The sequence below is a fragment of the Polyangium sorediatum genome, from assembly GCF_029946465.1.
In the GTDB taxonomy this organism is placed as follows: Bacteria; Myxococcota_A; Polyangia; order Polyangiales; family Polyangiaceae; genus Polyangium; species Polyangium fumosum.
On record NZ_JARZHI010000001.1, the window covers coordinates 68,461 to 80,617 of the forward strand.

Sequence of the window (12,157 nt, forward strand, 5' to 3'; positions counted from 1 at the left end):
CGTCACGGGCGCCCCGCGCGAGAGGGCTGTATGATGCGCGATCAACCATGCCGACGATGTCCATCGATCGACCCGTCAGGGAAGCCATCCTCGCGGCTGCGCATGCCGTCACGCCGATCGTCCGCGACGTCGCCGCGCGGATCTTCGCGCACCCGGAGCTACGCTTCGAAGAGACGCGCGCTGCTGGCTGGATCTGCGAGGCCATCGAGGCCGAGGGTGTCCCCGTCGAACGCGGCACCGGCGGCCTCCCCACGGCCTTCCGCGCGCGCCTCGGCGACGGCGCGGGCCCGCGCGTGGCGATCCTCGCCGAGTACGACGCGCTCCCCGAGATGGGCCACGCGTGTGGCCACAACCTCATCGCCGGCGGCGCGCTTGGTGCGTTCCTCGCGATCGCGCGGGCGCGCCCCTCCTTTGCGGGCACGATCGAGATCATCGGCACGCCCGCCGAGGAAGGCGGCGGCGGCAAGATCCGCCTGCTCGAGGCCGGCGTCTTCGAGGGCGTCACGGCCGCGATGATGTTTCACCCGTACGATTGTGACATCCTCGCGCCCTCCTCCCTCGCGAGCCATTGGCTCTCGCTCCGCTTCAAGGGGGTGCCTTCGCATGCGGCGATGGCCCCGTGGGAGGGCAAGAGCGCGCTCGCGGCGGCGCTCGCGACGATGCACCTCGTCGATGCGCAACGCGTGCAACTGCGGGACGGCACGCGCGTGCACGGCGTCGTCGTCGAGGGCGGCCAGGCGGTCAACATCATCCCCGAGCGCGCCGTGGTGGACTTCGCGGTGCGCGCGTCGTCGTTCGCCGAGCTCTCGATCGTGCGCGCGCTCGTCGAGCGATGCGCGCGCGGCGCGGCGATCGCGTGTAGCGTCGAGGTGGAGATCGAGGTCCGCGGCGGTTACAAGGACCTGCGCCCGAACCTCCCGCTCGCGCGTCGCTTCGGCGAGCACCTCGCTGCGCTCGGCCGGCCTGCGCGGGAGGTCGATCCCGTGCGCAGCATGGGCTCGACGGACATGGGCGACATCTCCCACGTGATCCCTTCGATCCACCCGCTGATCGCGATCTGCGACGAGGGCGAGACCATGTGCCACGAGCACCCGTTCGCGCGACATGCGGACAGCGATCGAGGCGCGGAGGCGATGATGTTCGCGGCGCAGGCGATGGCGCTCACGGCGCTCGACGTCCTCGCGGACGCACCCTTGCGGGCGGGGATGACGTCGTATTTCGAGGGGAAAAACGGGCGGTAGAATCAGGCCGCGGGCGCGCGCTTGCTATCGACGCCGGCGGCTTGCAGGTCGTCGAGCATGCCCGTCGTCCCTTCGAGCGGGATCGCGCGGGCGAGGGCCACGCGCTCGAGCATCATCGCGAGTTCCAGCATGTTGCTCACGGGCGGCAGGAGCGCGCTCGTCCCGTCCCAGAGATCGAGCCCGATGTGGCCGCGCAGCACCGGCAGCTCCTGCCCCTTCTGCTCGGTCTTCGGGATGCGCACCTTGTCGATCTGCGACCAGCTCCAGCGCCGCACCCGCGGCACCCCGAACGAGAGCAGCTCGCGCAGCACGATCCCCTCCGGGTTCACCACCACGCCGCGCATCTGGTCGCGCAACACCCCGGCGATCGCGCTGCAAAACAGGATGATCGCGCACACGCTGGCGGGCATGATGCGGTGGCGGTCGTCCTCGACGACGTACTTGAAGAGCCAGGTGTTCGCCGGGGCGTGTTGCCCGTACACGATCGCGCCCGAGATCAGGAGCGCGACCGCGAGGTACACGAGCCAGGGAAGGCGCTCCTTCAGCGGCGGCCCGAACGACACCGTGCTGTCCGGGCGATACGTCATGTCGAAGCCGGGAGGACGAGAAGGTCGCGCCATGTGCAGCAGTCTACACGACCCGTGCGCGAACCTTGGCTCGGCCTAGCAGCTCATTGACACTCGGAGGCCTTCGTCGGATTCGACCGGAAATACTCGAGGCACCAGGGGCTCAGCGTTGCGGTGAAGTCCGCACACGGGATCTGATCCGGCGGCGTGCCCGAGCGATCCGTCGCCAGCGCTTCTTTGCAGGACGCGCAGCACTTCTGCTTCATATCGCCCTCGCCTGCGGGCTTCGCGTCTTCTTCGGGCTTCGGCGCCGTCTCCTCGCCGGCCATGTCCTGGCCGCCCGTGTCCTTGTCGACGTCCGGGACTTCCGCTTGCTTGGGCTTGCTACACGCCGCGACGAGCAGGGAGGACGCGAAGAACAAGCTGACGAGCGCGCTCGAAACCTTCTTCATGAACCCGGCTTTATCGGAAGCACGTCCGGGAATCAAACGTGGTGTTCGTCGCGACGCTTTGAGCGTGGCGCGCTCCTACCCTCCTATAGCAAACTCGCCGCCATGCACGTGCACCTCGTGGGCGTGGCAGGGACGGGGATGGGCGCGCTCGCTGGGCTTTTCAAGGCCAGCGGGCACGACGTCTCCGGCTCTGACGTCGCCTTCTATCCCCCCATGGGCCCCGCCCTCGAACGCTGGGGCATCCGGCTCATGGAGGGCTTCGACCCGAAGCACCTCGAACCCCGCCCTGATCTCGTCGTCATCGGGAACGTTTGCCGTCCAACGAACCCCGAGGCCCGCGCGGCGCTCGACAGCGGCCTTCCGACGAAGAGCATGCCGCACGCGCTCGCCGAGCTCCTGCTCGTGCACCGCTCGCCGCTCGTCGTCGGCGGCACGCATGGCAAGACCACGACGAGCGCGCTCTGCGCGTGGCTCCTCCACGAGGCCGGCCGTGACCCGGGCTTCCTCATCGGCGGCCTCCCGAAAAACTTCGACGCGAGCTTCCGCGTCCCCGGCGACGTCGCGCGCGGCGGCCGTCTGCCGCTCGTCACCGGCGAGGGCATGTCGCGTCGGAAAACGCCGTTCGTCGTCGAGGGCGACGAGTACGACACGGCCTTCTTCGAGAAGACGCCAAAGTTCTGGCACTACCGGCCCGAGGTCGCGATCCTCACGTCGATCGAGCACGACCACGTCGACATCTACCCCGACGAAGCTTCCTACCTCGCGGCCTTCCGCGGCTTCGTCGAGCGTGTCCCCGAGAGCGGCCTCATCGTCGCGGCCGCCGCCGATCGCCACGTCGTCGACGTCGTCCGCGCCTCGGCCCGCGCCGAGGTCGCGTGGTTCGCCCTCGAAGGCGACGACATGCACGGACAGCCGCCCCACTGGCTCGCCGCGCCCGCGGGCGTCGACGAGACCGGCCAGTCCTTCGACCTCTACGCCGGCGGCGTCTACGCAGGCCGCGTCGCGGTCACGATCCCCGGCCGCCACAACATCCGCAACGCGCTCGCCGCCGCCGCCGCCGTCGCGCAGGGCTTCGGCGTCCCGCTCTCCACCGTGATCTCGGCGCTCGCCACGTTTCAGGGCGTTCGCCGCCGGCAGGATCTTCTCTACGAAGTGCGCGGCGTTCGCGTCTACGACGACTTCGCCCACCACCCGACCGCCGTCGACGAGACCCTGCGCGCGCTCCGCGCTCGCCACACGAAAGGCTCGCTCTTCGCGGTCTTCGAGCCGCGCAGCGCGACGGCGTGCCGCGCCCTGCATCAGGCGCAGTACGGCAGCGCCTTCGACGCGGCCGACGTCATCGTCCTCGCCCCGCTCGGCCGAACCGAGATCCCCGAGGCCGAGCGGCTCGACCTGCGCGCGCTCGCGGCGGCGCTCGAAGCGCGGGGCAAGCGCGCGCTGACACCTGCGTCCGTCGACGAGATCGTCACGTTGCTCGCGCGGGATGCGCAGGCGGGCGACACCATCGCGCTGCTCTCGAACGGCGCGTTCGGCGGGATCTACGACAAGCTAAGGGGAGCGCTCGCGCCATGAAGAGCACGACGACGGGCGAGCGTGCGCAGTTTGCCGCCATCGCGCAGCTCGTGGCCGAGGAGGCGGGCGCGCTCGTGAGCGCCGGCTTCCGTTCGCGCCCGCCCGTCGAGTCGAAGGGCCCCTCCGACCTCGTCACCGAGTACGACCGCGCGAGCGAGGACATGATCGCCATGCGCCTCGGCTCGCTCGCCCCCGGCATCCCCGTCGTCGGCGAAGAGCGCGGCGACGGCTTCGCCCCGATGGCCTTGCGCAGCGGCCTCGTCTGGTACGTCGACCCGCTCGACGGCACGACGAACTTCGTACACGGCCACCCGTTCTGGAGCATCTCCGTCGGCCTCTTCGACGGTGACGAGCCGATCGCGGGCGCGGTCGTGGCGCCGGCGCTCGGCCTTCGCTGGAGCGGCTGGGTGGGCGAGCCCGTCAGCGTCTCGGGCCGCTCGGGCCGGCACGGCGAGGCGCGGCGCAACGGTCAACGATGCGGCGTGAGCCCGACGATGCGGCTCGAAGACGCGCTCGTCGCGACGGGCTTTCCGACGGTCCGCAACGTCGCGCCTGCGAACAACTTCCACTCGTTCATGAGCGTGAAGCACGTGGTGCAGGGGGTGCGGCGTTGCGGGAGCGCCGCGATCGACCTGTGCATGGTGGCCGACGGCACCTACGACGGGTACTGGGAGCGCAAGCTCAACATCTGGGACGTCGCGGCGGGATGCGCGGTGGTGCTGGCGGCGCGGGGAAGGATCACGTCGCTGGAGGGCAGGGTGCCGGACTATCACCAGGGGCACATCGCCGTGTCGAATGGCCACCTGCACGACGCGCTGGTCGAGGCGATCAACGCATAGGGAGGGGAGGCGCCGCGCGCTTCAGCGCTTGCGGCGTCGCGCGAAGAGGGCGCCCAGGGCCACGAGGGCTGCGAGCCCGCGTCCGGGGGTCTCGACGGGTCCACTGGCCACGTGGCAATCCGCGCCGCCGCCCAGCTCACCGCCGGAACCGCCCGAGCCCGTCGGTCCACCAGAGCCGCCGATACCGCCAGAGCCGCCGATACCGCCGGAACCGCCGATACCACCGGAACCACCGGAGCCGCCGAGACCACCAGAACCGCCAGCGCCGCCCACTCCACCGGAACCGCCGGCGCCGCCGATACCACCGGAACCGCCCATTCCACCGGAGCCGCCGGCGCCGCCGATACCGCCGGAACCGCCCATTCCACCGGAGCCGCCGGCCCCACCGATACCGCCGGAACCGCCCATTCCACCGGAACCGCCCGAGCCGCCGCTGCCGCCGGAACCGCCCATTCCACCGGAACCGCCGGCGCCGCCCATTCCCCCCGCGCCACCGCTGCCGTCCGGCGTCACGCCGCCTTCGAAAATCTCCGCGCTCTCGCGGGCCTGCGGGTCACCGTCGCTGGACGAGCAGCCTTCCTGCATCCCTCCGAAGACCAGCACACGATTGCCTTCGAGCCGCACGGCATAGGCATAGGTGCGCGTTTGGCTCATGCTGGGCACCGGCGTCCAGTCATTCCTGATCGGGTCATACACGGCGGCGCTGTTCAGGGCGCACTCGTTGCCGCCGGTCCGTTGCTTCCCGCCCGTGAGCAGCACGTTTCCGTTTCCGAGCAACATGGCCGCGTGACGCCCGCGCGACACGCCGAGGTGCCCGGTCACCGTCCAATCGTTCGTCGCCGGATCATACACCTGCGCATGCGGCATGTTCCGCGCGCCGGCGACCAGCACCCGGCCGTCGACGAGCAGCGTCGTCGTGAATTCGAAGGGCGGCGCCAGCAGCGTTTGCGTGGCCGTCCACGTATTCGTCGCCGGATCATATCGGTCCGCGCCTTGCCCGCTCACCACGAGCACGCTGCCGTCCGGCAGCCGCGTCGCCTGGTGCGACGGATGCGCGAACGAGAGCGTACCGGCCGGCGAAAACATCCCCGTCGCCGGATCATAAAGCTCCGCCGTCGCCGGGTTTCCATGGCCCGCCGTCACCAGCACCTTTCCTCCCGAAAGGACCACCGCCGAATGCCCCGAGCGCGACGCGCCGAGCGAGCCCGTCGCGCTCCACGAATGCGTCGCCGGATCATAAAGCTCCGCGGCCGTCGTCCCGCCGCCTACCGCGAGGATTCGCTCGTCGGGCAGCCGGGCCAGGACGAGGCCATTGTCGTGGTGCGCGGCCATGGCGCCGGTCATCGTCCACGTATTGGTCGCCGCATCGTAGACCTCCGCCGACGACGGAGAATCGCCGCCCACCACCAGGATCTCGCCGGTCGCGACCCGGACCGACTTCGCGCGGCGCCGCACATGCAGGAGCGGCGCGGCGTCGCTCCACGCGTTTGCCGCCGGATCGTAGATCTGCACCGAGAGGTTATCGTCCCAGTCGTTGTTGATTCCTCCTGCGATGAGCACGCGGCCATCGGCGAGCTCGGCCCACGTGCCCTCCTGATGCGCCACGGACATGCTCCCGGCCGGCGTCCATGCGGATTGGCAGCCGACCGGCGCATCGCCGACGCAGGCGCCCGCCTCGCATACCCCATTCGCCGTGCAACCGTCGGCGCTCCCGCAGGTGGCCCCGGAGAGCGGCGTGCAAACCCCGTTCGCGGACGCGCCCTGGCTCACCGAGCAAGCGTCACACGACCCGGCGTCGCACGCGGCATTGCAGCAGACGCCGTCGACGCAGAAGCCGCTCGTGCATTCGCCGTCGAAGAGGCAGGCGCCGCCGTTGTTCGTGAAGGGGAGCGATTCGACGTTCGCCGTGCCGCCGCCGGTGACGAGCACCCGCCCGTCGAGGAGCTGCGTGGCGTGGTGCCGGGTGCGGTTCGTGTTGAGGAATTTGCCGAGCGACCATGTCCCGGTCGCCGGATCGTAAAGCTCCGTGAGCGCGCCGCCCGTGATCAGCACCCGACCATCGGCGAGGCGCGTGGCCGCGTGCAGATAGTGGGTCGTGTTCATCGGCGTCGTCGTCGTCCAGCCCTGGGTCACCGGATCGTAGAGCAGCGCGCTGCGGTTCTCGGCGGTGAAGCCCTCGCCGCCGTAATCGGTGTAGCCGCCGGTGATGAGCGCCTTGCCGTTGTCGAGCGCCGTCGCGGTATAACCCTCGCGATTCTGGATCATGCCCGCGTGGAACCAGGAATCCGCGGCGGGGTCATAGACCTGCGTGAGGGCTCCGGACACGACGAGCACCTCGCCATTTTGCAGCAGCGTCGCCGTATGGTCTTCGATGTAGTCGGGCGGCGCCGTCACCTCGATCGTCGTGCTCGTGGCCGGATCGTAAATCTCCGCCTCGAAGGTCACTCCATCGCCGTCCACGACGCCGCCGAGGAAGTAGACCCGCCCGTCGGGGAGCAGCGTCGCGGTATGCCCATAGCGGGGCGTCAGCATCGGCGCGGCGACCGTCCACGTATCGGTGGCCGGATCGAATACCTCGATCACCTCCGACGGGCCGCCGGCCACGAGGACCTTTCCATTCGGCAGCAGCGTCGCGGTATGGGACGTGCGCGCCGTGCTCATGGACGCGACGAGCGTCCAGGTATTCGTGGCGGGATGGTAGACCTCGGCGCTGCTGTTCCCGCCGCCGGTCACGAGGAGCCTCCCGTCGGGCAAAGCTGTCGCGGTGTGCCGATTGCGCGCGGCGTTCATCGGCGGGGCCACGTCCCAGCGCGGCGCCGTGAGCGCCGATGCGGACGCATTCAGGGTGAGCGCCTTCGGGGCCTCCGCGCGGCTGCACGCGAGCGGCAATACGACGGGCGCAACACAGAACGCGAAAAGGAGTCGACCAAAGAGGGACGTAGTACGCATACGTTTCACAGTAGCGGCGCCGTCGCCGCGCGTGTCAACCAACGAGCACGTGGCGCGCGGCGGTTGTGTTGTGTGAGGGCGCACCGTACGTCACCGACGTTCCGGTCATTTCGCTTCGTCCCCACGCGTCTTCGGGCTGGAGCGTTGGCCGCGGGGGTGGTAGGGTATCGTCGTTCCCTCTGCTGTTGTCCGTGAGGTGATTGGCAATTGAATCCCGAGTAAGCATGAACCAGGGGCCCACAACGCTGTCGTGGTGAGCTAGGCCCGAGACGTCATCGGGAAGCCTAAAGCGGCACATCGGGTACCCACCTAGCCGCAAGCTAGGGGTTCAAGTCATCAACCCACGATTACGGCGGTAAGGAACGTTTCTTCGAGCCCGGTGAGAGCCGGGCTCTTTTCTTTTGTCGCGTGTCCGGGCGTCGGGGCGACGTGTCCGGCGTTCCGGGGGCCGTGTCCGCGACCGTCGGAGACGTTGTGGCGGCCGTGCGAGGGGGTTGTGGCGGCCGGCGAGGGGGTTGTGGCGGGGATGCGGGGGAGGGGGCGCCGGGCGGCGCGCGTGTTCGACGCAGGGAGGCGCGTGCCCGGGGTCGCGTGAGCGGTGGTGGCGCGGGGGAGGGGCGTTGTGGCGCGACGGAGACGGGTTGTGGCGGTCAGCCGCCGGCCGGGGCGTCGTCGGCGTCGCTCGTGCTGGCGTCGGCGTCCCCGCGGTTCTTGCGGGACGCGCGGCGGAACCAGCCCCGCAGCCCGATGATCGAGGGCGCGGGGATCGTGGGGTCCACCTCACGGGCCTGTTCGAGGGCGTCGACGAGCTGCTCGAAGAAGGTGATGGCGATGCCGTCCCAGAGGTCCACCTGCGATTGCGAGACGGGCGCGGTCGGCGCGACCGAGGCGGCGTCGCGGAGGGCCTGCGCTGCGGAGAGGGCGAGGTCGCGGAATCGCCCCACGGCATTCATATCCAATCGATTGCGCGCGCGGCGTTTGACGATGCCGGGGGACGGATCCGTCAGCAGGGCGTCCGCGACGTCGCAGAGCGCGACGAGGGCGTCGCTGATCGGGCTCTGGGTCCCCGGGGTCGCGTACGCTGCGTCGATCCGCGTGACCCAGCCGGGGATCCCGCCGGCGAGGTGGAGGAGCGTGCCACGCAGCCGATCACGCGCTTGCTTCGCCTCCGCGCCGAGCTCCTCGGCCTGCGTTTGCCGGATCTGCTTCTCCGCGGCGCCGAGGGACGCGCCTTTCTGATTGGCGTCGTAATGGGTCTCCGATTGCCGCGCGGCCCAGGCGGCGATGCGGAGCCAATCGGCGGAGACGAACCCGAGGAGGTCGAGCTGCTCGGCCCTGGCGGTGAGGAGCCAATCGGCGAGGAGGCCGTAATTCCGCGCGAGTTCCTTCGCCAGGCGAGGCGTGCCGATGCGCCGACCCTTCGCGATGAAGTCGTCATTGCGGAGCCCTTCGAGCTCCAGCCGCGCCTCGGATTCGGTGGCGTCGCCGAGGCGGGAGACGATGTCGGTAAGCGTGTAGATGGGTTCCGGGGGCATGGAGGGAAAGTTACAGTGGAAGCGAGGAAAAGGGAAAGGGGAAAGTGGCGGGGGCCCGCGTTGACGGTGGCTGACGAGCGGCGCACCGTCTGATCCTCACTCGGAGGGCGGCCCTCCAATGGGGGTGAAGGCCGGACCCTTCCGGGAGACAGGAGCGGTCCATGCGACGATCGTGTGTCTTGGTTCGTCATTGGCGAGGGTTCGTCCACGCGCTCGTGGTCCTGTGGTTCGTGTTGCTCTCGTCCGGATGCGCGTCCGCGCGTGATCCCACGATGGCGCGGATCTTCGAGGCGCCGAACGTCATCCACGTCTGCGTGCGTCCGCCGAATGTGCCGAAGGACCAACGAACCTGGGGGGTCACCTCTGATGGCGCCCCCTTCTTCGGGGTCCGGGAGGTGGACCTCGCGAGGCGCGCAGGCAGCCCCGTGTTCGTTTTTGATGATGGTTCGCCTCGCGAGTCCGCGAAGCTCCTGCCGATTCCATACAACAAGCTCGAATGCCCGGCGCGGATGCCGCGGCCGCAGACGCGCGTCGTCGCGGCGAAGGAGAAGGCCAAGGCCAAGGCGGCTGAAGAGAAGAAGGACGCGGCTAAGGAGGCCGAGGGGCGGAGGCCGCTGCCGCGACCGATCGCGAGGCCGCCGGAGCCAGAGCGGTGCACGGCGTATCGGGAGCCGGGTCAGACGAGGAGACGCAGTGGCTCGGGCGCGGGGGGCTGCACGAGGGTCCTCGTCCACCGGGCGCGCGCGGAGCAGGTTGTCGCGGAGAACCAACCCCGTCCGGTCGAGGCGCCCGCGCCCGTACCGAAGGACCCGAGCGAGGTGCAACCGGGTGAGGTATGGCAGTACGAGACCTGGAGCCAAACCTCGGAGGAGACAGCGCGGCTCGATCGAGCCTACGAGTGCGTCCAGGGAGTTTGCCATGCGAGGCACAAGAACTTCCAGCCGAAGGACCAGAAGAAGCCCGCCGGGAAACACAATGGGCAGTCCTTGTCAACAGGGAGTGGCTCGCCGCAGCCGGCGCCGAAGTCGACCGTCAAGACGAGGACCAAGCCGGTCGGGAAGCCGAACGGGGGTGCGGCAGGGCAGGGGGGCAACGGGAGCGCGGCGGACCCGCCAGCGCAGGCCAAACCGAAGCGGGGCGGCGAGACGCCGGCGACCAAGCGCGGGAGAGAGGCGCATGAGGAGTTCAAGAAGAAGGTCAAGGAGAAAGTGGACGAGGGATGGCGTCCCAACCCGAGTATCAAGAAGGATGGCAAGGAACTGAGGCCCGACGCGCTCACGCCCAATGGGAATCCGATCGAGCTCAAGCCGAACACGCCGACGGGAAAAGCAGCGGGCAAACGCCAGATGAAGAAGTACGAAGAGGCGTATGAGAGGAAGGGACGGGTGATCTATTATGAACCCTAAGCGAGTCCTGCGGGATCGAATGAGCCACATCTTCAGGATGTGGGTCACGCCCATGCTTCACGCGGCGGGCTTCAAGAAACGGGGGAGCGTGTACGTGCGGGAGCTGGGGAGCGTCCAGCACCTCTTCCAGCACGAGAGTGACGACCTCAACACGGCCGAGAAGTATGAATTCACCACGAATTGTGGGATTTTTATTCCGGGGGTCAAAACTCTCTACTGGGGTCCGGGCAGCGTCGAACCCAAGGCGCCTCAACCACCGGACGGAGTCCTGAACGTACGGCCCGGAATGCTGACGCCTACGGGTGACAGGTGGTGGGAGCTCAGGTCCTCCGATGGGCCCGAGAAGGACGACGAGGTAGGGCAGGCGCTGCGGGGGCTCGTGGAGACGGCGGCCCTGCCCTTCTTCGATCGGTTCCGGGACGAACGCGCGGTCGCGGAGTTCCTCTCGCAGCCCCGCAGGAAGGAGGACCGGTTCATCGATCCCCGTGAAGATACGTTCGACCTCTTCTATGCCGCGATCCTCTGGAAGCGGCTGGGGTGCAAGGGTAAGTGCCGCGAATGCATCGAGCGGGAGAAGTCGAAGACCAAGAGGCGCTTCGGCACCGGGCCCGAGAAGTTCCTGGCGCGCTTCTCGTGTGACGACGACTGACACGTTTGCTGCGAAGGGCCGGCCCACGGGTGCGCTCGTGGGCCGGCTCCTCTGCAATGGGACGAGCTCCGATACGAGGCGGCGATGAACCCTAAGCGAGTCCTGCGGGACCGAAGGAGCCACATCTTCAAGATGTGGCTCACGTCTACGGACGTGAGGCCCGGAATGCTGACGCCAGCGTGTCCGGCAAGCCGGAGAGCGAGATCCAAAGACACGGTCGGATGACCAGATGAGCAGGCGGTGACGCGGGAAAACCCCCTTGACTCGCGGACAAACCTCCGGCAGCGTCCGCGGAATGAGGCCCCTGCCGCTTGCCGTCGCGCTCTCGGTTCTCCTCGTGACCCGGTTCGTCCGCGGTGAAGAGCCCACGGCCAACCGCCTGATACCGGACGCTCCGACCATGCTCGCGGTCGGGGCCGGGCCGAGTCTTCTGTTCGGGGGGCACCTTCCGAACGTTGTGAGCGCTGGGGGCGGCGCCCGGATCGGAGCTCGCTACGAGGGCGGCGGGTTCTGGTTCTTCGGCTCCTACCATCGCACGGTTTCGCCTGCGACGTTGTACGGCCTGCCCATCGAGGGCGCGCACGTCGCCGTCGGGGGCGATCTGGTGCTCGCGGGATTTCCGCTGGGGGTCGTCGTGGGTTTTTCCCTCAGCGGCGCCGCGTTTTTCAACGATCGACCGGGGGCCCCGTGGAACCATGGCGGGAACAACTGGTTTCACGCGCGCCTCGGGCTCGATAAGGTGTTCCGCCTGGGGGGCCGCTTCTGGATCCGGACGGCCGTGACCGCGCAGATCCCGGACAGCGTGCACACCCTCATCGTGAATCAGCGCGAGGACCAGCGCTGGTCGTCAACGCCCATCTCGGGCGTCCTATCGGTCGAGGTGCTCGCCGATCTGACGACAATCAAAAAGATCGCCGACGACGGTTCCGTGCAGGAGTGACGGGGCCA

At 69.0% G+C, this 12,157-nt stretch carries 10 protein-coding genes and 1 other RNA gene; 7 read left to right on the forward strand and 4 right to left on the reverse strand.

Translation table 11 applies throughout. The features are described 5' to 3' along the window. Positions 1–47 precede the first annotated feature (47 nt). On the forward strand, positions 48–1,241 hold the full coding sequence (locus QHF89_RS00280; RefSeq protein ID WP_284719862.1) for a M20 family metallopeptidase: 1,194 nt from the start codon (positions 48–50) through the stop codon (positions 1,239–1,241). Between the two features lie 2 nt (positions 1,242–1,243). Here QHF89_RS00280 and QHF89_RS00285 read toward each other — a convergent pair whose 3' ends face one another. Together QHF89_RS00285 and QHF89_RS00290 are read right to left on the reverse strand one after the other, a co-directional pair. After that, positions 1,244–1,861, reverse strand: coding sequence for a hypothetical protein (locus tag QHF89_RS00285; protein WP_136965102.1), 618 nt, complete (start codon positions 1,859–1,861; stop codon positions 1,244–1,246). 50 nt (positions 1,862–1,911) lie between these two features. Further along, on the reverse strand, positions 1,912–2,259 hold the full coding sequence (locus QHF89_RS00290) for a hypothetical protein (RefSeq protein ID WP_136965103.1): 348 nt from the start codon (positions 2,257–2,259) through the stop codon (positions 1,912–1,914). A 102-nt stretch (positions 2,260–2,361) separates the two neighbouring features. Between QHF89_RS00290 and QHF89_RS00295 the strand changes: the two genes are divergently transcribed. Beyond that, on the forward strand, positions 2,362–3,831 hold the full coding sequence (locus QHF89_RS00295) for a UDP-N-acetylmuramate--L-alanine ligase (RefSeq protein WP_136965104.1): 1,470 nt from the start codon (positions 2,362–2,364) through the stop codon (positions 3,829–3,831). Further along, entirely contained in the window at positions 3,828–4,670 is an 843-nt protein-coding gene (locus tag QHF89_RS00300; protein ID WP_136965105.1) for an inositol monophosphatase family protein, read from the forward strand. Before QHF89_RS00295 ends, QHF89_RS00300 begins: the two co-directional genes overlap by 4 nt. Before the next feature lie 21 nt (positions 4,671–4,691). Here the strand turns inward: QHF89_RS00300 and QHF89_RS00305 are convergent, their stop codons facing one another. Further along, the gene (locus QHF89_RS00305; protein WP_284719863.1) at positions 4,692–7,619 is read right to left on the reverse strand and encodes a Kelch repeat-containing protein; all 2,928 of its coding nucleotides are present in this window, start codon (positions 7,617–7,619) and stop codon (positions 4,692–4,694) included. A 176-nt stretch (positions 7,620–7,795) separates the two neighbouring features. On the opposite strand from QHF89_RS00305, the gene ssrS reads away from it, so the two are divergent. Next, positions 7,796–7,979: non-coding RNA, 6S RNA (gene ssrS, locus QHF89_RS00310), on the forward strand. A gap of 290 nt (positions 7,980–8,269) precedes the next feature. Here ssrS and QHF89_RS00315 read toward each other — a convergent pair. After that, on the reverse strand, positions 8,270–9,154 hold the full coding sequence (locus tag QHF89_RS00315; protein WP_136965106.1) for a hypothetical protein: 885 nt from the start codon (positions 9,152–9,154) through the stop codon (positions 8,270–8,272). 161 nt (positions 9,155–9,315) lie between these two features. On the opposite strand from QHF89_RS00315, the gene QHF89_RS00320 reads away from it, so the two are divergent. From QHF89_RS00320 to QHF89_RS00330, 3 genes are all read left to right on the forward strand, one after another. Beyond that, positions 9,316–10,560, forward strand: a complete 1,245-nt coding sequence (locus tag QHF89_RS00320) for a hypothetical protein (protein ID WP_136965107.1) — start codon at positions 9,316–9,318, stop codon at positions 10,558–10,560. A gap of 19 nt (positions 10,561–10,579) precedes the next feature. Further along, positions 10,580–11,209, forward strand: a complete 630-nt coding sequence (locus QHF89_RS00325; RefSeq protein ID WP_284719864.1) for a DUF4304 domain-containing protein — start codon at positions 10,580–10,582, stop codon at positions 11,207–11,209. Between the two features lie 457 nt (positions 11,210–11,666). Beyond that, the gene (locus QHF89_RS00330; protein ID WP_136965109.1) at positions 11,667–12,149 is read left to right on the forward strand and encodes a hypothetical protein; all 483 of its coding nucleotides are present in this window, start codon (positions 11,667–11,669) and stop codon (positions 12,147–12,149) included. Positions 12,150–12,157: the final 8 nt, after the last annotated feature.